This window comes from Frigoribacterium sp. CFBP 8754, from assembly GCF_014841815.1.
Lineage (GTDB): Bacteria > Actinomycetota > Actinomycetes > Actinomycetales > Microbacteriaceae > Frigoribacterium > Frigoribacterium endophyticum.
On sequence record NZ_JACYUO010000001.1, the window covers coordinates 1,149,392 to 1,168,928 of the forward strand.

19 protein-coding genes are annotated in these 19,537 nt (G+C 74.2%); 8 read left to right on the forward strand and 11 right to left on the reverse strand.

Annotation, left to right across the window (positions count from 1 at the left end; genetic code table 11):
* Positions 1 to 34: 34 nt before the first annotated feature.
* Together IFT72_RS05265 and IFT72_RS05270 are read right to left on the reverse strand one after the other, a co-directional pair.
* Entirely contained in the window at positions 35 to 676 is a 642-nt protein-coding gene (locus IFT72_RS05265) for a histidine phosphatase family protein (RefSeq protein ID WP_185232702.1), read from the reverse strand.
* Positions 677 to 701: 25 nt separating this feature from the next.
* Positions 702 to 1,541: a Sir2 family NAD-dependent protein deacetylase gene (locus tag IFT72_RS05270; protein ID WP_192045713.1), complete on the reverse strand. Its 840-nt coding sequence runs from the start codon at positions 1,539 to 1,541 to the stop codon at positions 702 to 704.
* 99 nt (positions 1,542 to 1,640) lie between these two features.
* Here IFT72_RS05270 and IFT72_RS05275 point away from each other — a divergent pair, with 99 nt between their 5' ends.
* Entirely contained in the window at positions 1,641 to 2,477 is an 837-nt protein-coding gene (locus tag IFT72_RS05275; RefSeq protein WP_056054898.1) for an RNA methyltransferase, read from the forward strand.
* Positions 2,474 to 3,715 (forward strand): D-alanyl-D-alanine carboxypeptidase, encoded by a 1,242-nt coding sequence (locus tag IFT72_RS05280; RefSeq protein ID WP_192045714.1) that lies wholly within the window; start codon positions 2,474 to 2,476, stop codon positions 3,713 to 3,715. Before IFT72_RS05275 ends, IFT72_RS05280 begins: the two co-directional genes overlap by 4 nt.
* Here IFT72_RS05280 and IFT72_RS05285 read toward each other — a convergent pair.
* A complete protein-coding gene (locus IFT72_RS05285; RefSeq protein ID WP_056054904.1) occupies positions 3,712 to 4,500 on the reverse strand; it encodes an SGNH/GDSL hydrolase family protein in 789 nt (262 codons plus the stop codon). The genes IFT72_RS05280 and IFT72_RS05285 overlap by 4 nt on opposite strands.
* A 170-nt stretch (positions 4,501 to 4,670) precedes the next feature.
* On the opposite strand from IFT72_RS05285, the gene IFT72_RS05290 reads away from it, so the two are divergent.
* The 5 genes from IFT72_RS05290 (at position 4,671) to IFT72_RS05310 (ending at position 10,321) form a co-directional block, all read left to right on the forward strand.
* Positions 4,671 to 5,810 (forward strand): acyl-CoA dehydrogenase family protein, encoded by a 1,140-nt coding sequence (locus tag IFT72_RS05290; RefSeq protein ID WP_192045909.1) that lies wholly within the window; start codon positions 4,671 to 4,673, stop codon positions 5,808 to 5,810.
* 100 nt (positions 5,811 to 5,910) lie between these two features.
* The gene (gene dinB, locus IFT72_RS05295) at positions 5,911 to 7,281 is read left to right on the forward strand and encodes a DNA polymerase IV (RefSeq protein WP_192045715.1); all 1,371 of its coding nucleotides are present in this window, start codon (positions 5,911 to 5,913) and stop codon (positions 7,279 to 7,281) included.
* Positions 7,282 to 7,358: 77 nt separating this feature from the next.
* A complete protein-coding gene (locus tag IFT72_RS05300) occupies positions 7,359 to 9,149 on the forward strand; it encodes a DEAD/DEAH box helicase (protein ID WP_056055923.1) in 1,791 nt (596 codons plus the stop codon).
* A 55-nt stretch (positions 9,150 to 9,204) separates the two neighbouring features.
* Entirely contained in the window at positions 9,205 to 10,041 is an 837-nt protein-coding gene (locus IFT72_RS05305) for an MSMEG_6728 family protein (RefSeq protein WP_371741173.1), read from the forward strand.
* A gap of 25 nt (positions 10,042 to 10,066) precedes the next feature.
* Positions 10,067 to 10,321 carry a hypothetical protein gene (locus IFT72_RS05310; RefSeq protein WP_056054910.1) on the forward strand — a complete coding sequence of 85 codons (255 nt, stop codon included), beginning with the start codon at positions 10,067 to 10,069 and terminating at the stop codon, positions 10,319 to 10,321.
* Here IFT72_RS05310 and IFT72_RS05315 read toward each other — a convergent pair.
* The 6 genes from IFT72_RS05315 to IFT72_RS05340 all read right to left on the reverse strand — a co-directional run bounded on the left by IFT72_RS05315 (position 10,270) and on the right by IFT72_RS05340 (position 16,346).
* Complete coding sequence (locus IFT72_RS05315; protein WP_192045717.1) at positions 10,270 to 10,809, reverse strand: hypothetical protein; 540 nt, start codon at positions 10,807 to 10,809, stop codon at positions 10,270 to 10,272. The two genes, IFT72_RS05310 and IFT72_RS05315, sit on opposite strands and share 52 nt — an antisense overlap.
* A gap of 121 nt (positions 10,810 to 10,930) precedes the next feature.
* Complete coding sequence (locus IFT72_RS05320; protein ID WP_192045718.1) at positions 10,931 to 11,947, reverse strand: glycine betaine ABC transporter substrate-binding protein; 1,017 nt, start codon at positions 11,945 to 11,947, stop codon at positions 10,931 to 10,933.
* Positions 11,947 to 12,660 carry an ABC transporter permease gene (locus IFT72_RS05325; RefSeq protein WP_197981270.1) on the reverse strand — a complete coding sequence of 238 codons (714 nt, stop codon included), beginning with the start codon at positions 12,658 to 12,660 and terminating at the stop codon, positions 11,947 to 11,949. The genes IFT72_RS05320 and IFT72_RS05325 overlap by 1 nt, the downstream gene beginning before the upstream one ends.
* 68 nt (positions 12,661 to 12,728) lie before the next feature.
* A complete protein-coding gene (locus tag IFT72_RS05330) occupies positions 12,729 to 14,039 on the reverse strand; it encodes an ATP-binding cassette domain-containing protein (protein WP_192045719.1) in 1,311 nt (436 codons plus the stop codon).
* A complete protein-coding gene (locus IFT72_RS05335; protein ID WP_056054917.1) occupies positions 14,026 to 14,676 on the reverse strand; it encodes an ABC transporter permease in 651 nt (216 codons plus the stop codon). Before IFT72_RS05335 ends, IFT72_RS05330 begins: the two co-directional genes overlap by 14 nt.
* Before the next feature lie 281 nt (positions 14,677 to 14,957).
* The gene (locus IFT72_RS05340; protein WP_056054920.1) at positions 14,958 to 16,346 is read right to left on the reverse strand and encodes an LLM class flavin-dependent oxidoreductase; all 1,389 of its coding nucleotides are present in this window, start codon (positions 16,344 to 16,346) and stop codon (positions 14,958 to 14,960) included.
* A 79-nt stretch (positions 16,347 to 16,425) separates the two neighbouring features.
* Here IFT72_RS05340 and IFT72_RS05345 point away from each other — a divergent pair, with 79 nt between their 5' ends.
* Complete coding sequence (locus IFT72_RS05345) at positions 16,426 to 17,694, forward strand: MFS transporter (RefSeq protein WP_371741174.1); 1,269 nt, start codon at positions 16,426 to 16,428, stop codon at positions 17,692 to 17,694.
* 79 nt (positions 17,695 to 17,773) lie between these two features.
* Here IFT72_RS05345 and IFT72_RS05350 read toward each other — a convergent pair whose 3' ends face one another.
* Together IFT72_RS05350 and IFT72_RS05355 are read right to left on the reverse strand one after the other, a co-directional pair.
* Complete coding sequence (locus IFT72_RS05350) at positions 17,774 to 19,162, reverse strand: NAD(P)/FAD-dependent oxidoreductase (RefSeq protein WP_056054922.1); 1,389 nt, start codon at positions 19,160 to 19,162, stop codon at positions 17,774 to 17,776.
* Positions 19,163 to 19,253: 91 nt separating this feature from the next.
* A complete protein-coding gene (locus IFT72_RS05355) occupies positions 19,254 to 19,469 on the reverse strand; it encodes a hypothetical protein (RefSeq protein WP_056054926.1) in 216 nt (71 codons plus the stop codon).
* Between the last annotated feature and the right edge of the window lie 68 nt (positions 19,470 to 19,537).

The following is a 19,537-nucleotide window of genomic DNA, read 5'->3' on the forward strand; positions in this document are numbered from 1 at the left end:
GGCGACGCCACGGGCGTCGGTCGGGCCTCGTCGCTCAGGCCTCGTCGGCCGGCCCCTCGAGGGCGTTCTGGTACTCGAAGGCGTAGCGCCCCGCGCGCTCGGACTCCTCCTCGACCGGGTCGTCGAAGGTCCGCAGCTGGAGGCCGCCCTCGACGAGCTCGAAGGAGTGGATCGACCCGTTGCGGATCGGCACGCCCAGGTCCGCGGGCTCGTCGCTCGAGACGTGGTTGACGACCGCCCTGATGACGGCGCCGTGCGTCGCGACGACCACCGCGCCTCCCTCGCTCCGACCCGCGGCCTCGACGAGGGCGGGGAGCACGCGGGCGAGCAGCTCGCGACGGCTCTCCCGCCCGGGCACGCGGGTGCCGGCCGGGAACCTCTCCTCGACCTCGGAGCCGGTGAGGCCCTCGGCCTCGCCGTAGCGTCGCTCGGCGAGGTCCGCGACGTGCTCGGGGGCGGCCAGCCCGAGACGCGCGGCGATGATGGCCCCGGTCTCGGCGGCGCGGCTCAGCGGGCTGGCGACGACGGCGGAGACGGTGCGGCGTGCGAGCAGGTCGCCCGCCTCGGCGGCCTGACGGCGGCCGAGGTCGTTGAGGGGGATGTCGGTGGCGCCCTGGATGCGCCGGGCGCGGTTCCAGTCCGTCTCGCCGTGGCGGACGAGGTAGAGCAGCGTCATGGTGGCCTCCGGGTCGGCGCCCGCGTCAGGAGAGGCGGCGCGCCAGGGCCGTCAGCGTCTCCGACGTGCCCGCGTCGATCTTAACCGTGGCCCGGGGGTCGCCCTTCGTGACCCCGCGGTTCACCACGACGACCGGCATCTTGCGGCGGGTCGCCTGGTCGAGCAGGCGGATGCCCGAGTTGACGACCAGCGACGACCCGGCGATGAGCAGCGCGTCGGCGCCGACGACGAGCGAGCGCGCCTCGGCGAACCGCTCCACGGGCACGAACTCGCCGAAGAACACGACGTCGGGCTTGAGCATGCCCCCGCACACGGTGCACTCCGGCACGACGAAGGCGTCGATGTCGGCGACCTCGACGTCGCCGTCGGGCGCCAGGCGGACGCTCTCCGGCTCGTCGAGCCAGGGGTTCGCCGCGGAGAGGCGGGCGGCGACCACGTCACGGGCGAACGACTGGCCGCAGGTGAGGCAGACGACCCGGTCGACGGTGCCGTGCAGGTCGACCACGCGACGGGAGCCCGCCCGCTCGTGCAGGGCGTCGACGTTCTGCGTCACGACGCCGTTCGTGACGCCGGCCGCCTCGAGCTGCGCCAGGGCGCGGTGGCCCTCGTTGGGCGTCGCCGCGCGGAACGACCGCCAGCCGAGGTGGCTGCCGGCCCAGTAGCGCTTGCGGTAGCGCTCGCCCGACAGGAACTGCTGGAAGGTCATCGGGTTGCGCACCGGGGCGCCCTCGCCCCGGTAGTCGGGGATGCCGGAGTCGGTGCTCACGCCGGCGCCGGTCAGCACGGCGACCGTGCGCCCGCCGAGGAGGGCGACCGCCTCGTCGAGGGCGGCCGCGTCGAGTGACGGGGGCGTGGCGTTCGACACGGGCGGTGCTCCTTCGGGTGCGTGACGTTAGCCTAGACGTCGTCTCTGCCCCTCCCGTCCTCGTCGGTCGACCGACCGGGCGCCGCCCCCTGGAGCGCCGTGCGCATCACCCGCATCACCGACCTCGACCACGACGCCCTCGCCGACTACGCGAGGCTCACCGACGTCGCGCTCCGCCGCGTCACCGAGCCCGAGGGCGGCCTCTACATCGCCGAGTCGTCGAAGGTGATCGAGCGGGCGCTGCGGGCCGGGCACGTGCCGCGCTCGGTGCTGATGACCGAGCGCTGGCTCGCCGACATCGAGCCGCTCGTCGCCGACCACGACGGCGAGATCTTCGTGGGCGACGCGGCGCTGCTCGAGACCCTGACCGGCTACCACCTGCACCGGGGCGCGCTGGCGGCCATGCACCGGCCCGTGCTCCCGTCGGTCGAGTCGGTGATCGAGGGCGCTCGTCGGGTCGTGGTGCTCGAGGACATCGTCGACCACACGAACGTGGGCGCGATCTTCCGGGCCGTGGCGGGGCTCGGGGCCGACGCCGTCCTCGTGACGCCGCGGTGCGCCGACCCGCTCTACCGCCGGAGCGTCCGCGTGAGCATGGGGACGGTGCTGCAGGTGCCGTGGACGCGCCTGCCCGACTGGCCCGAGGGCGCGGACCTGCTCCGCGCCTCCGGCTTCGAGGTGGCGGCCCTGGCCCTCTCCGACGACGCCGTCGCGCTCGACGAGTACGCCGCGGCGCCCCCGGAGCGGGTGGCGCTCGTGCTCGGCACGGAGGGCGACGGGCTCAGCCCGGCCGCGCTGCGCGCCTCCGACCGCGTGGTCACCATCCCCATGCTGCACGGGGTCGACAGCCTGAACGTCGCCGCCGCCAGCGCGGTGGCGCTCTGGGCCCTGCGCGTGCCGGCCCCCGCCTCCGCCGCCGGGGCGGACGCCGCGTGAGCCGCGGCGCCCGACCGGCCCGACGTCGCCGACACGGCGTCCGGGCCGTGGTCGCGGGCGCCCTCGTGGTCGTGCTGGCCGCGCTCGTCTACGTGCCCGTCGTCCTGCTCGCCCCCCTCGCCCCGGCGACGGCCGCGGCGGCGGAGTGGACGGCGCCGGCCCAGCCGGGGGCCCAGCTGACGTTCCCGAGCTACGGCGCGACCGCCGTGCAGGCCGTCGGGTGGGACGAGAGCCTGACGACGAGCGGATCGACCACGCCCCTGCCGATCGCGAGCATCAGCAAGGTCGTCACCGCCCTCGTCGTGCTCGACGCCCGGCCGCTCGACGGGGGCGACGGTCCGTCGCTGACCCTCGACGCCGACGACGTCGCCCTGTACGAGGCCTACCGGTCGCAGGACGGCAAGGTGGCGCCGATGACCCTCGGCCAGCAGCTGACCGAGAAGCAGATGCTGCAGGTGTCGCTGATCGAGTCGGCCAACAACTACGCCGACGCCCTGGCCCGGTGGGCGTTCGGCGACACGGCCGGCTTCGTCGCCGCCGCGAAGGCCTGGCTCGCCGAGAACGGCCTCACCTCGACCACGCTCGTCGAGCCGACCGGCATGTCGCCGTCGAACACGAGCACGGCGACCGACCTCGTGCGGCTCGGCGAGATCGCCCTGGCCGAGCCCGAGGTCGCCGCGATCGTGGCGACCCCGACGACGACCGTGCCGGGCGTCGGCGTCATCGAGAACTCGAACGAGCTGCTCGGGCTCGACGGCGTCGTCGGCATCAAGACGGGCACCCTCGACGAGGCCGGCGCCTGCCTGCTCTTCGCCGCCGACTACACGATCGCGGGGGAGCCCGTCACGGTCGTCGGGGTCATGCTCGGCGGCGTCGACCACGACTCCCTCGACGCCGACGTGCAGCGGCTGCTCACGAGCGTCTCCGGCGCGTTCCAGACCGTCACGGCCACGACGGCCGGCGACGTCTGGGCGTCGTACGAGCTGCCCTGGGGGGCGGGCACCGAGGCCGTCGCCGCGACGGACGCGAGCCGTCTCGTCTGGGGCGACGTGACGGTGACGGCCTCGATCGAGACCGAGTCGGTGACGACGGGGGCGGCCGGCGACGACGTGGGCCGGGTGCGGTTCCAGATCGGCGACGAGGAGGTCGACGTGCCGCTGGTGCTCGACCGGGCCCTCGCCGAGCCGGACGCGTGGTGGCGGCTGACCCACCCCGACGAGGTGCTGGCGGCGGGCTAGGGCTCGTCGCGGTACAGCACCGACGCGGCCTCGGGCCGCTTGGGCTGCACGCCGTCGCCGGACGACTGGTGGCGGAGGCGCCGGACGACCCACGGCACGAGGTACTCCCGGGCCCACCGGCGGTCCTCCGTCCGAGCCTGCCGCCACGGCCGAGGCGGCAGCGGCTCGGTGCGCCAGGGCTCGAGGTCGTTCTCCACGGCGAGGGCCTGCAGCACGGCGCGGGCGATGGTGTGGTGGCCGAGCGGGCTGAAGTGCAGACGGTCCGGCGCCCACATGCGGGGGTCGCCGAGCTGACGGAGCGCCCACATGTCCGCCACGACCGCGTCGTGCCGGAGGGCGATGGCGTGCACGTGCTCGTTGTAGATGGCGACCTTGCCCCGCAGGCGGCCGAGCACGGGCGTGAGGCCGATGTCGGGGCCGGTGAAGACGACGACCGTGGCTCCCTGCGACCCCAGCGTCTCGACGAGGCCCTCGAAGCCGGCGGCGACGGCATCCGGGTCGGTGCCGGGGCGGATGATGTCGTTGCCTCCCGCCGACACCGAGATCAGGTCGGGCCGGAGCGCGAGGGCGGCCTCGGCCTGCTCGTCGATGATCTGCTGCAGCAGGCGCCCGCGCACCGCCAGGTTCGCGTAGGCGAAGTCCTCCGTCGACGCCCCGAGCACCTCGGCGACGCGGTCGGCCCAGCCCCGGTGGCCGCCCGGAGAGCGTTCCTCCGGGTCGCCGATGCCCTCCGTGAACGAGTCGCCGATCGCCACGTAGCGCGACCACGGGTGCTGCTGAGTCATGGCCTCCACGTTACCGCCCGCCCTCCGGCGGGCCGAGGGACTGACGCCCGGGGCCGCGCGTGGCTAGCCTCGACCCCGTGACCCCGACCACCCCGCCGACCTCGACCGCCTCCAGCCCCACGGAGGAGAGCCCCGCGGAGACGAGCCCCCCGCAGACGAGCCCCGAGGAGATGCTGCCGGACGACCTCCTCGAGCGCTTCCGGGCCCGCGCTGCCGGCCACGACCGGGAGGGCACCTTCCCGCACGACGACCTCGCCGAGCTGCGGGAGCGCGGGTACCTCCGCGCGTTCGTGCCCCCGGAGCAGGGAGGCGCGGGCTGGGGGCTCGAACGCGTCGCCGCCGCGCAGTCCCGCCTCGCCGCCGCCGCCCCGGCCACCGCGCTGGCCGTCGGCATGCACCTGGTCTGGACGGGCTGCGCCGCGGTGCTCGCGGCCCGCGGCGACCGGTCGCTCGACCTCGTGCTCGACGACGCGGCCCGGGGCGAGGTCTTCGCGTTCGGCGTCAGCGAGCCGGGCAACGACGCCGTGCTCTTCGACTCGCTCACCCGGGCCGAGCCGACGGGCGACGGCGGCTGGCGCTTCACGGGCGTGAAGTCGTCCACCTCGCTCTCCCCGGTCTGGACGCGCCTCGGCGTCTTCGGGCGCGACGACACGGACCCCGAGGCCCCCGTGCTCGTGCACGGCTTCGTCCACCGCGACCAGCCCGGCCACTCGTCGCTCGAGGACTGGGACACGATCGGCATGCGGGCGACGCAGAGCCACAGCACCCGCCTCGAGGGCGTCGAGGTGCCCGCCGAGCGCGTGGTGCGCGTGCTGCCCGTCGGGCCGAGCGGCGACCCGCTGGTCTTCGCGATCTTCGCCGTCTTCGAGACCCTCGTCGCCGCCGTGTACCGCGGCGTCGCCCGCCGGGCCGTCGAGCTCGCGGTCGAGAGCGCGACCGCCGGGCGCTCGCACCGGGCCGGCGGCGCTCCGCGCTCCCACGACCCGCTGGTCCGCTGGCGCGTCGCCGACGCGGCCGTGCTGCTCCAGGGCATCGAGCCCCAGGTCGACGCGGTGGCCCGCGACGTCGACGGGCTCGTCGACCACGGGGCCGCCTGGTCGGCGATCGTCGTCGGCCTCAAGACCCGTGTCACCGAGACCGCCCGGGCCGTCGTGGACCAGGCGGTCGCGGTCGCGGGCGGGGCGTCGTTCCGTTCGTCGAGCGAGCTGGGGCGGCTGCAGCGCGACGTGCTGGCCGGGCGGTTCCACCCGTCGAGCACGGACTCCGCCCACGCGACGGTCGCGAACTGGCTCCTCGGCCCCGACCACTGACCACGCGGGCGACCGGGCGGACCGGTCGTGGACGACGGCCGGACAGCCGGGGAGGCGCCCGCCGCCCGACGCTGTCGGTGGTGCGTGTCAGGATGCTCGGGTGAGCAAACAGGACGGCAGCGGGCGGCTGGTCACCACCGTCCCCACCGACGACGTGTCGGCCCCGATCCTGCACGTCGACATGGACGCCTTCTTCGCCTCCGTCGAGCTGCTCGACCGGCCCGAGCTCCGGGGCCTGCCGGTCGTGATCGGCCAGAGGTCCGACCGCTCGGTCGTCACGGCCGCCACCTACGAGGCCCGCAAGTTCGGGGTGAACTCGGCGATGCCGATGGCGATCGCCCTGCGCCGGTGCCCCCAGGCCGTCGTGCTCGAGCCGCACTTCGAGAAGTACCGGTACTGGTCGCGTCGGGTGATGTCGATGTTCGACGACGTCACGCCGCGGGTCGAACGACTCGGCATCGACGAGGCCTTCCTCGACGTCTCCGGCGCCGTCCGGCTCATGGGGTCTCCGTTCGCCATCGGCACCGAGCTCCGCCGGCGCGTGCACGCCGAGACGGGCCTGCGCTGCAGCGTCGGGGCGGCCTCCACGAAGTTCGTCGCGAAGCTCGCCTCCAGCGTGGCCAAGCCCGACGGCATCCTCGTGGTGCCGCACGACCAGACCGTCGCCTTCCTGCACCCGAGACCGATCAGTGCCCTGTGGGGCGTCGGCGGCAAGACCGAGGAGGTCCTGGGCAACCTGGGGCTGCGCACCGTCGGCGACGTCGCCACCGCGTCGCTCGACACCCTCGTCCGGGCCGTCGGGCCCGCGGCCGGCGCCAAGCTGCAGGACCTCGCGTGGGGCCGCGACCCGCGTGTGGTCACCACCGGCACGGAGGAGAAGAGCGTCGGGCACGAGGTGACGTTCTCGACCGACGTGGTCGACCCCGAGGTCATCCGCCGCGAGCTGCTGAGGCTCAGCGACCGCGTCGGATCCCGGCTGCGCGACGCCGGTCTGAGCGGCCGCACCGTCGTGCTCAAGCTCCGCACGTCCGACTTCACCACGATCACCCGGTCGCGCACGCTGGCCGACCCGACCGACCTCGGTCGCCGCATCTACGACGAGGTGCGCTCGGTCTACGAGGCCACGGGCAAGCAGCACGAGCGCATCCGGCTGGTCGGCGTCCGCGTCGAGCAGCTCGGCGCCGGGGGAGGGGGCGGCTCGCTCGCCCTGTGGGACGACGACGCGGGCTGGCGCGAGGCCGAGTCGACGATGGACGCCCTGCGGGCCAAGTTCGGCTCGACCATGCTCACCCCGGCCTCCCTCCTCGGCGCGCGTCGACGTGACGGGCTCTCGGGCCCCGACACGGGCGCCGACGCGCGGGCGCCGCGGCGCGGCGCCTCGTCCGGCGAGGGCCGCGACGCGCCCGGGCCCGCGGGCCGCGGGCCCCGTCGACCGGCCCCGCGGCCCGACCACCCCGGCCACGGCGAGTAAGATCGGGTCGAGTGAGCACAGCTAGCGCAACCGACCCGGCCGGGGGTGACGACACCGGCCAGCACGACGAGCTCGACCTGGGCGAGGTCGGCGCGACGGCCGGCAACTCGGCCGCCGAGCACCTCTCGCCGGCGTTCCCCGAGCGGGCTGCCTGGGGCACGGCCAGCAAGCTGCGGGCCTGGCAGGCCGAGGCCCTCGAGCAGTACTTCGCGACCTCGCCCCGGGACTTCCTCGCGGCGGCCACCCCCGGCGCCGGCAAGACGACCTTCGCCCTGCGGCTCGCCACCGAGCTGCTCTCGCGCGGCGAGATCGACCGCGTCGTCGTCGTCGCGCCGACCGAGCACCTCAAGCGGCAGTGGGCCGACGCGGCCGACCGGGTGAACCTGCGCCTCGACCCGATGTTCAAGAACGCCGACGTCACGTTCGGGCGGCACTACCACGGCGTCGCCGTCACCTACGCGCAGGTCGGCATGAACCCGCAGGTGCACGCGGCGATGACGGCGGCGGGCCGCACGCTCGTCATCCTCGACGAGGTGCACCACGGCGGCGACGCGCTCAGCTGGGGCGACGGGATCCGCGAGGCCTACGGCCAGGCGACCCGCCGGCTGTCGTTGACGGGGACGCCCTTCCGCTCCGACACCGCGCCCATCCCGTTCGTCACGTACGCCCCCGACGAGCACGGCATCCGCACGTCGAAGTCCGACTACGCCTACGGCTACGGCCGTGCCCTGGCCGACGGGGTGGTGCGGCCCGTGCTCTTCATGGCCTACGCGGGCCAGATGCGCTGGCGCACCCGGATGGGCGACGAGATGAGCGCCTCCCTCGGCGAGGCCGTCACGAAGGACATCACGGCCCAGGCGTGGCGCACCGCCCTCTCGCCCCAGGGCGACTGGATCCCCGCCGTGCTGTCCGCCGCCGACAAGCGCCTCACCGAGGTCCGCCGAGGCGTCCCCGACGCGGGCGGCCTCGTCATCGCGACCGACCACACCGCCGCCCGGCAGTACGCCGCGGTGCTGCAGAAGCTGACCGGTGAGCGGCCCACCGTGGTGCTCTCCGACGAGAAGGCCGCCTCCGACCGCATCCAGGCGTTCTCGGACGGCGACGCGCGCTGGATGGTCGCGGTGCGCATGGTGTCCGAGGGCGTCGACGTCCCGCGGCTCGCGGTCGGGGTCTACGCGACCAGCGCCTCCACCCCCCTCTTCTTCGCCCAGGTCGTCGGCCGGTTCGTCCGGGCCCGGCGACGGGGCGAGACCGCGTCGATCTTCCTGCCGAGCGTGCCCAGCCTGATGGCCCTCGCGGGGCAGCTCGAGCTCGAGCGCGACCACGCGCTCGACCGGCCGGAGACCGCGGACGACGGCATCTTCGCGCCCGAGGACGACATGATGGCGGCCGCGAACCGCGAGGAGAAGGCCTCGAGCCTGCTCGAGCAGCAGCCGTTCGAGGCGCTCGACTCGCAGGCCTCGTTCGACCGCGTGCTCTACGACGGCGGCGAGTTCGGCACCGGCGGCGAGATCGGCAGCCTGGAGGAGCTCGACTTCATCGGCATCCCCGGGCTGCTCGAGCCCGACGAGGTGCGAGCACTGCTGCGGCAGCGCCAGGCGAAGCAGGCCAAGCGCTCGGCCAAGAACGGCATGCCCACGACGGCGCCGGTCGAGGAGGCGCGGCCGATGTACCAGACCATCAAGGAGCAGCGGCAGGAGCTCAGCCGCCTCGTCTCGATCTGGTCGCGGCACTCCGCCGAGCCGCACGGCCTCATCCACGCCGACCTCCGCCGGATCAGCGGCGGGCCGGCGGTCGCGCAGGCCAGCACGGAGCAGATCCAGAAGCGCATCGACGTGCTGCGCGGGCGGATCGGCAACCGCAAGTAGGGCCGCCCGACCCGCACCCGGCCGCCCTCGCCGGGGCGCGCCTAGCGTGGGGCGGGTGCAGACGTTCCTCCCCTGGCCCGATCCCGTCGAGACCGCCAGGAGCCTCGACCAGGCCCGGCTGGGCAAGCAGCGGGTCGAGGCGCTGCAGGTGCTGCGGGCCGTCACCCTGCCCGGCTACGGCTGGCAGAGCCACCCGGCCATCGCCATGTGGCGCGGCCACCTGCCCGCCCTGACCTCGTACTCCCTCGCGATCACCGACGAGTGGCTCGCCCAGGGCCACGCCGACACCGTTCGGCCTCAGATCGCGGAGTTCGCCCCCGAGGTCGACGGCGTCCCGTTCGCGTCGCTCGAGCTGCCCCCGTGGCTCGGTGACGAGTCGGTGCACCGCAGCCACCGCTCGAAGCTCGTGCAGAAGCAGCCCGACTGGTACCGCGCGCGGTTCCCCGACGTGCCCGACGACCTCGACTACGTGTGGCCCCCGGCCGACCCGGCGGCGCCGCTCCCGTCGGACGAGCCGGCGCTGACGGCCGAGCGCCGAGCCTGGGTCGTCAGGCCGCTCACCGCCCGGCAGCACGACGACTGGGTCGACGCCGGCGTCGTGACCCTCGCCGAGTCGTCGCCTCGCGGCAAGGTCGGTGCCGTGTGGCAGGCCCAGGTCGAGCGCTTCACGACCCTCCCCGACGGGTCCGAGCTGCTCGTGCCGGATCGCGCACAGCGGTCGTTCCGCCGTGGTCGCGTGGTGGGGGAGGTCGTCTCGGCCCTCGACGACGACCGGGCGCCCGTGCTCCTGCGCCGGGTCGCCTTCGACGACTCCTCGCTCAGCCGGTCCGAGCTGCCCCGACCCGCCCTCGCGCAGGACCCGCGGTCGCTCTTCCCGATCGCGCTCGCCTGACCGGCCGCGTCGGTAGCATCAGAGGATGCTCGACCGCGCCGACGACGACCGACTGCTCGTCCGTGCCTCGCCGGAGGCGCCTCCCGAAGCCGTCGTCGAGAGGTTCGGCGGTGGCTGGCGCCTGACCCGGTGGTCGGTCGACCGGGGCGGCGACGAGTCGCTGGGGGTCTACACGGCCGCCGAGCTCGCCGAGGCGGCGTGGTGGCGGCACCTGGACCGCGACCGCGGTCAGCGGACCGCCACGCGCTCCGAGGCCGCCCGGCGGCTCGGCGACGCCTGACCGGCGGGCGCGACGGCGAGGGCCGCCCTCGCCGACGCCGGGGCGGGCACTCCCGCCGGGGCCGTGTCGGACGCTCCGACGTCGATCAGCACGTCGACCCCGTCGTCGGTGCAGGTCGCGACCGCACGGACGCCGCAGGGGCGATCGTCGAGGCTCCGGAGCAGGGCGTCCCGCCACGCGGTGTCGGAGGCCCTGACCGCGCGGCTCCCGGTCCGCTCGACGACGAAGACCACGCGCGACGCCCCGAACTCGCGCGCCACGGCCTGGACGGCGTCCGCCCACCGGCCCACGGCCTCGGCGGCGGGCCGGAGCGGGATGCCCTCCAGGGGCACGACGACCGGGAGCGGGACGTCGGCGGCGTCGAGGAAGAGGGTCCAGAGCTGACGCCGGATGGCCACCGGGAAGAAGTGCGTGAGCAGACGGTGCAGGTCGGGCGTCGTTCGGAGGGGCCGGTGGAGGTCGAGGGCGGGGCTGGCGGTGTCGGTCATGGGCACAGCCTCGCGGGGGAGCAGGCCGACACTGCCGTTCTCCCCAGCCCGGCCCCTCCGGCCCGGACGGGAGCCCCCTGGGGAGGGACGGCGCGGTCCCTCCCCGGCGCCGCGGTCGGCCTCAGGGCCGCGTGACGAAGCCCTTCTCGACCATCCAGTCGAAGGCCACGTCGGCGGGCTCCTCGCCCTCCACGTCCACGCGGCGGTTGAGGGTCCGGAGCTCCTCGTCCGTGAGCGACGGCGAGATGGCGTCGAACACGTCGGCGAGCTCCGGGGTCTCCTCCAGCGCCTCCGCCGAGAAGACGGGCGCGACGTTGTACGCGGGGAAGAAGCCCTGGTCGTCGTCGAGCACCGTGAGGTCGAGCGAGTCGATGCGGCCGTCGGTGGTGAACACCTCGCCGAAGTTGCAGCGACCACGGTCCGTGGCCTCGTAGACGGTGCCCGTGTCGAGGATGCTGACGTTGCTCGTCGGCACGCCGTCGGCCGCGCCCAGCTCCAGGCCGTAGCGCTCGAGCATCGGCGCGAAGCCGTCGGCCCGCGAGTTGAACTCGGCCTCGACGCAGAAGGTCCGCTGCTCGACGGGCAGGGCCGCGATGTCGCTCAGCGAGTCGACGTCGCCCAGCTCGGGCACCGCTTCCGAGCGGACGGCCATCGCGTACGTGTTGTTCAGCGGAGCCGGCGGGAGCCACACGAGGCCGTTCGCCACGTCCGCGTCGCGCACGGCGACGTACTGCTCCTCCTGGTCGGGGATCCCCGCCGCCTCGCCGAGGTAGGTGAGCCACGCCGTGCCGGTGTACTCGTAGGTCATGTCGGCGTCGCCGTCGAGCATCAGCTGGCGCACGGCCACGCTGCCGGGCACGTTCGTCATGTCGGTGACGTCGAACCCCGCCGCCTTCGCGGCGAGGACGGCGATCTTGCCGAGGATGAGCTGCTCGGTGAAGTTCTTCGTCGTGATCGTGAGAGACGCGTCGTCCGGCAGCCCCTCGATCTCCTCGATCGACCCCGGCGCGACAGCTGGGACGAACGCGGTGGCCGGCTGCAGGCCGCACCCCGCGAGCAGGGCGGTCGACGAGGCGGCGACGAGGGCGGCCAGGGAGGCGCGGCGCAGGCGGCGGGAGGAGCGCGCGGTGGTCGACATCAGAGTCCCTTCGGACGGGCGACGTGCTCGACGACGCGGCCGAGCCAGTCGATCAGGAGCGCCAGGAGCGCGATGAGCAGGGCGCCCGAGACGAGGACCCGGGGCAGGAAGAGGTTGACGCCGGTGGTGATCAGCAGGCCGAGGCCGCCGGCGCCGATGAAGGTGGCGAGGGCGGCGGAGCCGACCAGCAGGACGAGCGCCGTGCGGATGCCCGAGAGCATGACCGGGACGGCCAGGGGCAGCTCGACCCGGAAGAGCACGGCGAGCGACGACATGCCCATGCCGCGGCCCGCCTCGACCAGACGACCGTCGACGCTCTGCAGCCCGATCATCGTGTTGCGGAGCACGGGGAGCATCGCGTACAGGACGAGCGCGACCACGGCGGCCCAGAACGAGAAGCCCAGCCAGAACGCCAGGAGCACGACGAGGCCGATGGCGGGCGCGGCCTGGCCGAAGTTCGCGACGGCCAGGATCGGGCCGGAGACCCGGCGGAACGGCCCGCGGGTCAGCACGACGCCGAGGGGGACGGCGATGACGAGCACGATCACGGCCGAGACGAACGTCAGCGCCAGGTGCTCGCCGGTGTAGCCGAGGAGGTCAGAGGGGTTCAGCGTCGTGCGCTCCGCCGTGGTGAGGTCGGCGGTCGTGAGCCACACGACGAAGGCCGCGAGGGCGGCCAGCACGGCGACCGGCTGGACGACGAGGCCCAGCAGCCCCGGGCGGGCGGGGCGACGTCGCTCCGGCCGGGCCGCCGCGGCGACGGCGGGCTCCACGGCGGCGCTCACGCGACGTCCCGCGGGGCGGCCACGTCGGTCTCCGACCCGGCCGAGCCCCTGCCGCTGCCGGTGCCCCCGGCGACCGGCTCGGGGAGGACGGAGAGCGGCCCGGTGTTCGTGCCGACGGGCGCGTCGGTCGCGGCGATCGCCGCGGCCTTCCTGGCCCGGGTGATGGCGTCCATGACGACCTCCACGGTGATGACGCCGACGAACGCGTCACGACGACCGGTGACGAGGGCCGCCCCCGCGCTCGAGACGAGCATCGTGTCGAGCGCGTCGTTGAGGGTGGCGCCGCTGCCGACCACGGGCAGGTCGGCGTCGGGCGTCGCCGGGACGACGTCGACCCGCCGCAGCTGCCTCAGGGAGGGCCAGCTCACGGGCCGGTCGCGCTCGTCGACGACGACGGCGTGCGCGTGCCCGGCGGCCTCGACGCGGGCGACGACCTCGACACCGGGCTCCCCGGGGCGCGCGACCACCGCCTCCGCCAGGTCGACGTCGCCCACGCGGGCGAGGGTCAGCTGCTTGAGACCCGCCCCGGAGCCGATGAAGTTCTCGACGAACTCGTTCGCGGGCTCGGCGAGGATCCGCTCGGGGGTGTCGTACTGCACGATGTGGGCGCCCTCGGAGAAGATCACGATCCAGTCGCCGAGCTTCACGGCCTCGTCGAAGTCGTGCGTGACGATGACGATGGTCTTCTGCAGCTCCTCCTGGATCCGCAGCAGCTCGTCCTGGAGGCGCTGCCGCGTGATCGGGTCGACCGCGCCGAAGGGCTCGTCCATGAGCAGCACGGGCGGGTCGGCCGCGAGGGCACGGGCCACGCCGACGCGCTGCTGCTGGCCGCCGGAGAGCTCCTTCGGGTAGCGGTCGCGGTAGGTGTCGGGGTCGAGCGACACGAGCTCGAGCAGCTCGTCGACGCGCGCGGCCACGCGCTCCCTGCTCCAGCCCAGCATCTTCGGCACGATGGCGATGTTGGCCGCGACCGTCATGTGCGGGAAGAGCCCGCCGGCCTGGATCACGTAGCCGATGCGCCGGCGCAGCTCGTCGCCGTCGATGCTCGTCACGTCGTCGTCGCCGAGGATGATGCGGCCCTCGGTCGGCTCGATGAGGCGGTTGATCATCTTCAGCGTCGTCGTCTTGCCGCAGCCCGACGGGCCGACGAGCATGACGATCTTGCCGGCCGGGATCTCGAGCGTGATGCCGTCGACCGCGGGGGCGGACTGCCCCGGGTAGCGCTTCGTGACGGTGTCGAGGAGGATGCTGCGGCCGGAGACGCCGGAGTCGGCGGTCGCGGCGGTGGGGGAGTCAGTTCTGGACACGGATGCCTCTCGGGATGGTCAGGCGGCCGAGGCCGACGAGGAGGAGGTCGAGCACGAGGGCGAGGACGACGACGCCCACCACCCCGGTGACCACGGAGGCGAGCGCGTTCGCGCCGCCGAGCCGGGAGAGCCCGGAGAAGATGAAGCCGCCGAGGCCGGGGCCGAGGGCGTACGCCGCCACGGCCGCGATGCCCATCACCATCTGGGCGCTGACGCGCACGCCGGTGAGGATGATCGGCCAGGCCAGGGGCAGCTGCACCTGGACGAGCGTGCGGAACCGGCCCATGCCGATGCCGCGCGCCGACTCCACGATCGCGTCGTCGACCTCGGTGAGGCCCACGACGGCGTTCCGGAGGATCGGCAGCGTCGCGAAGAACGTCACGACGATGACGGTCGGCAGGACGCCGAAGCCGACCGGGGCGATGAGCAGGCCGACGACCGCGAACGAGGGCAGCGTGAGGCCGACCGCCGAGACGCCGTTGGCGAGGCCGCGCAGCCACGGCACGCGGTGCACGAGGGCGGCCACCGTCACGGCGATCACCACGGCGAGCAGGAGGCACTGCACCACGAGCGAGAGGTGCTGCCAGGAGGCGAACCAGATCTGGTCCCACCTGTCGCTCACGTAGTCCCACGCCATGTCGTCTCGCCCCTCGTCACCAGTAGTCGTCCCGTTCACACGAACGCCCGGCTGAGCCGGGCGGACAACTACGACCATAACCACGACGCCCGTCGCTGTCACGGTGACGGGCGCCGCCGACGGGGTGCGGACGGCGTCGTCGTTACCGAACGAGTGTCGGAGAAGCCCCGGTCAGGAGGGGGTGGGCCGGAGGGGCGGCGACCGGAGTGTAACGATGTGGGGGACAACGCCGGAGGCGCGGTGCAGGACGTCCCGCACCGCGCCTCCCGAGGGCCCCTGCCTCACTCCGCGGCGGCTCGCGACCCCACCTTGTAGCGCGACCCGTGGTGCTCCGCGGGCAGCCGGTCGCCCCGGCCGAAGAGCTTCTGGCGGAGGGTGCCCGGCTCGTACTCGGTCGGGTAGACGCCCCTCGCCTGGAGCACGGGGACGACGTGCTCGACGATGTCCTCGAAGGTGCCCGGCGTGATCGCGTAGGCGAGGTTGAACCCGTCGACGTCGGTCTCGGCGACCCACTCCTGCAGCTGGTCCGCGATCTCCTCGCCCGACCCCACGATGCGGGGCCCGAGCCCGCCGATGCCCGCCGCCTCGGCGATGTCGCGGATCGTCCACTCCTTGCCGGTGTCGCCCTCCTGGGCCTGGAAGTTCGCGAGCGCCGACTGGATGGCGTTGCTCTCGACGTCGCCGACCGGGTCGTCCAGGGAGTAGCTCGACAGGTCGACGCCCATCCAGCCCGACATCAGCGTCAGGGCGCCCTCGTGCGAGGCGTACCGGCGGTACTCCTCGTGCTTCGCCCGCGCGGCCTCCGGCGTCGCGTCCGTGATGATCGTGAGCAGCGTGTAGATGCGCGCCGAGTACCGGTCGCGCCCGGCCGCCTCGAGGGCGTCGCGGAGCTTCGTCACGGTCGCGGCGAGGCGCTCCTTCGTCGGCGCCGCGACGAAGATCGACTCGGCGTTGCCCGCCGCGAAGGCGATGCCCCGGGGTGACGCGCCGGCCTGGTAGATGACCGGCGTGCGCTGCGGGCTCGGCTCGGCGACGTGGATGCCGGGCACCTTGTAGTACGTCCCCTCGTGCCCGATGTCGTGCACCTTGCTCGGGTCGGTGAACACGCCGGTCTCGCGGTCGCGGACGACGGCGTCGTCCTCCCACGAGCCCTCCCAGAGCTTGTAGAGCACCTCGAGGTACTCGTCGGCCTGGTCGTAGCGCGTGTCGTGGTCGAGCTGGTCGTCGGCGCCCATGTTGCGGGCGGCGCTCGGCAGGTAGCCGGTCACGACGTTCCACCCGACGCGGCCCTCGGTGAGGTGGTCGAGCGTCGACATGCGGCGCGCGAAGGGGTACGGGTGCTCGTAGGCCGTGCCGGCGGTGATGCCGAAGCCCAGGTGCTCCGTCGCGGCGGCCATGGCCGACACGAGGAGGATCGGGTCGCCCACCGGCGTCTGGGTGCCGTTGCGGAGGGCCGCGTCGTGGTTCCCGCCGTAGACGTCGTACGTGCCGAGCACGTCGGCGATGAACAGCCCGTCGAACCGGCCACGCTCGAGGAGGCGCGCCAGGGAGGTCCAGTAGCTGAGCTTCGTGTAGTCGGGCGAGCGGTCGTCAGGGTGGCGCCAGAGCCCGGGGGACTGGTGCCCCACGCAGTTCATGTCGAAGGCGTTGAACCGGATGCGTCGAGTCATGGCTCGATGGTGGTCGACGACGGCCGCGGCCGCCTCCCTCGCGACACACGGCGTCACACTCCGGCCGTACCCTGGAGTCGTGCCCCGCCCCACCGACCCCGCCGCCGCCTCCGACCCGGCGGAGGCCCGGGGCACCGCCGCCGACGCCTCCGCCGCCGCCGAGTCGACGCCGACGGTCCGCCCGCGGCTCGGGCGCGACGTGGTCGTGCTCGGGGTCATCGCCTTCTTCGTCATGGTCGGCTTCGGCGTGGTCGTGCCGGTGCTGCCCGTCTACGCGCAGAGCTTCGGCGTCGACCACGTGCTCGTCGGCGCCGTGCTCTCGGCCTTCGCCCTGATGCGCCTCGTCGCGAGCCCCTTCGTCGGCCGACTGCTCGACCTCGCCGGCGAGCGGGTGGTGCTCAGCGTGGGCATCGGCATCGTCGCCCTGTCGAGCGCCCTCGCGGGCCTCGCCACCGACTACCCCCAGCTCCTGCTGATGCGCGGCCTGGGCGGCATCGGCTCCGCGATGTTCACGATCTCCGCCATGACCCTCCTGCTCGCGTCGACCCCGCCGACCCGACGGGCCCGCGCCGTGGGCTTCTACCAGGGCGGCTTCCTCGTCGGGGGCATGGCCGGGCCGGCCATCGGCGGCGTGCTCTCCACGATCTCGCTCACGGCCCCGTTCTTCTTCTACGCGGCGACGCTCGCCGTGGCGGGGCTGATCGGCGTCGTGCTGCTCAAGCCGGTGCCGCGCGGCGGGGCCGCGGAGAAGGCGGAGCCGCCGACCCCGCTGCGCGACGTGCTGGCCGACGTGCGGTTCCGCGCCGCCTGCGTCGCGAACTTCGCCCAGGGCTGGTCGTCGCTCGGGGTCCGGAGCGCCCTGGTGCCCGTGCTCGTCGTCGAGGTGCTGCGCGGGCCGACGGCCTGGACGGGCGTCCTCTTCGCCGTCGCGGCCGTCGCCCAGACGGTCGCGCTCGCGCCGGCCTCGCGCTTCGTCGACACCGTCGGGCGACGCCCCGCCGTGATCGGCTCCTTCGCGGTCGCCGCCGTCAGCCTCGCCGCGGTGCCGTTCGCCTCGCACGTCGTCGTGCTCGGCGCCCTCCTCGCGGTCTACGGCGTGGCGACGGCCTTCATGGGCACGGCTCCGGCGGCCCTCGTCGGCGACGCCGCGGGCGCCCGCGGCGGCCGGCCGGTGGCGATCTTCTCGATGTGCTCCGACGTCGGGGCCATCGCCGGGCCCCTGGTGGCGGGCCTGCTCGTCGACGTGGCGTCGTTCCCCGTCGCGTTCGGCGTCGCGGCGCTCCTGCTGGCGGCGGCCTCGCTGGCCGCCGTCCGCATCCCGCGCGAGCCACGCCCCGCCCTGGCCTGACCGACACGACGACGGAGGCGCGCCCCGGTCACCCGGGACGCGCCTCCGTCGTCTGCCTCGTCGCCCGCGGGCGACCCGGCTACTTCGCCGGAGCGGCCTTCGCGGGGCTGGCCTTCGCCGAGCCCGCCCCCGCGTCGTCGCCCTTCGGCGCCACGACCGGGGTCACCTTGAGGAACCCGGCGCGCGGGTCGGCGAGGCCGACCAGCGGCGTCTGGTCGCGCCCGCCGACGAAGTTGGTCACCCAGCCGGTGAGGATGCGCCACTTGCGGTTGACGGTCGGCATCGCGTACAGGTGGTAGCCGCGGTGGGCGAGCCACGCCGCGACGTTCTTGACCTTGACGCCCTTGAGCACGCCCGCGCCCTTGCCGATGCCGTAGCTCGCGACGGTCCCGACCGACGCGTGGCGGTACTCCGCGAGCGGGGCGCCCGAGAGGGCGGCGATCACGTTGTCGGCCACGGTCACGGCCTGGCGGACGGCGTTCTGCGCGTTCGGCGGGTAGAACGCGGGCTGCTTCTCCGCGAGGAGGTCGGGCACCTGCGCGACGTCGCCGAGCGCCCAGATGCCGTCGAGCACCTGGCCGTCGTCGGTCTGCACCTGGAGGGTCGCCTTGACGTCGACGTGGCCCTTCGGGCCGAGGGGCAGGCCGAGGTCGGCGACGACGGGGTTCGGCTTGACGCCGGCCGTCCAGACGATCGTGCCGGCGGGGATGGTCTCGCCGTCGCTGAGGACGACGTCGCCGTCGATGCACGAGGGCATCGTGGTGCCGAGGCGGATGTCGATCCCGCGGCCGCGCAGGTGGCCGAGGGTCCACTTCGAGAGCTCGGGGCCGACCTCGGGGGCGACGCGGTCGAGGGCCTCGACGAGCACGAAGCGGAGCTCGTCGCGCGACAGGGTCGGGTACTCGTCGACGGCGGCCTTGGCCGCGTCGTCGAGCTCCGCCATGGCCTCGACGCCGGTGTAGCCGCCGCCGACGAAGACGACGGTGAGCAGCTTGCGCCGGGTCGCGGCGTCCTGGACGGAGGCCGCCTCGGCGATGTTGCCGAGGACGCGGTCACGGACGTACTGGGCCTCCTCCACGCTCTTGAAGCCGACGCCGTTCTCGGCGAGGCCGGGCGTGGGGAAGGTGCGCGTGACGGCGCCGAGGGCGACGACGAGCTGGTCGTAGGGCAGCTCGGAGGCCACGCCGTCGGCGGTCGTGACCGTGATGGTCTTCGAGTTCGCGTCGAGCGCCGTCACGGCGGCCTCGACGACCTTGGTCTTCTTCAGCGCCTTGCGGAGCGGCACGGTGACGTCGCGCGGCGCGATGTGGCCCCCGGCCACCTCAGGCAGGAAGGGCTGGTACGTGTAGTACGGAGACTGGTCGACCAGCGTGATGCTGGCGCTCTGCGGCGGCTGGCGCTTCTGGAGCTCGAGTGCCGTGGTGAGCCCGGCGGCGCCGCCGCCGAGGATGATGATTCGCTGTGTCATGGTTGTGTTCCTCCCTGGGTCGACCGTACTAGAGACACGCGGCGACGACCCGCCCTCCCGGGGGAGTCGCGGGTCGTCGCCCCGGGGACCGTCAGCGGTCGGCCGGGATGTCCGAGTCGGTGTACGAACCGTCGGCCTCGCCGTCGTGCGGTCCGGTGGTCTCGCCGCCGTCGGCGGGGATGTCGCTGTCGACGTACGAGCCGTCCTGCTCGCTCGTGACGTCGGTGCTCGTCGTCTCGACGTGCTCGGTGTGGACGTGGTCCTCGTGCTGGTGGTCGGACTCGTTGCCGTGGTGCTCGGTGCCCATGCTGGCGCCCTCCGTTCTGTCAGGTCGCGGAGCGTCGTCGCCCGCGTGCGGCTCACACTAGACGTGTG

Coding starts and splice junctions, on each gene's coding strand:
- IFT72_RS05265 (WP_185232702.1), bottom strand. CDS start 676: ATGACGCTGCTCTACCTCGTCCGCCACGGCGAGACGGACTGGAACCGC.
- IFT72_RS05285 (WP_056054904.1), bottom strand. CDS start 4,500: ATGACTCAGCAGCACCCGTGGTCGCGCTACGTGGCGATCGGCGACTCG.
- IFT72_RS05290 (WP_192045909.1), top strand. CDS start 4,671: ATGCTGCCGGACGACCTCCTCGAGCGCTTCCGGGCCCGCGCTGCCGGC.
- IFT72_RS05310 (WP_056054910.1), top strand. CDS start 10,067: ATGCTCGACCGCGCCGACGACGACCGACTGCTCGTCCGTGCCTCGCCG.
- IFT72_RS05315 (WP_192045717.1), bottom strand. CDS start 10,809: ATGACCGACACCGCCAGCCCCGCCCTCGACCTCCACCGGCCCCTCCGA.
- IFT72_RS05320 (WP_192045718.1), bottom strand. CDS start 11,947: ATGTCGACCACCGCGCGCTCCTCCCGCCGCCTGCGCCGCGCCTCCCTG.
- IFT72_RS05335 (WP_056054917.1), bottom strand. CDS start 14,676: ATGGCGTGGGACTACGTGAGCGACAGGTGGGACCAGATCTGGTTCGCC.
- IFT72_RS05340 (WP_056054920.1), bottom strand. CDS start 16,346: ATGACTCGACGCATCCGGTTCAACGCCTTCGACATGAACTGCGTGGGG.
- IFT72_RS05350 (WP_056054922.1), bottom strand. CDS start 19,162: ATGACACAGCGAATCATCATCCTCGGCGGCGGCGCCGCCGGGCTCACC.
- IFT72_RS05355 (WP_056054926.1), bottom strand. CDS start 19,469: ATGGGCACCGAGCACCACGGCAACGAGTCCGACCACCAGCACGAGGAC.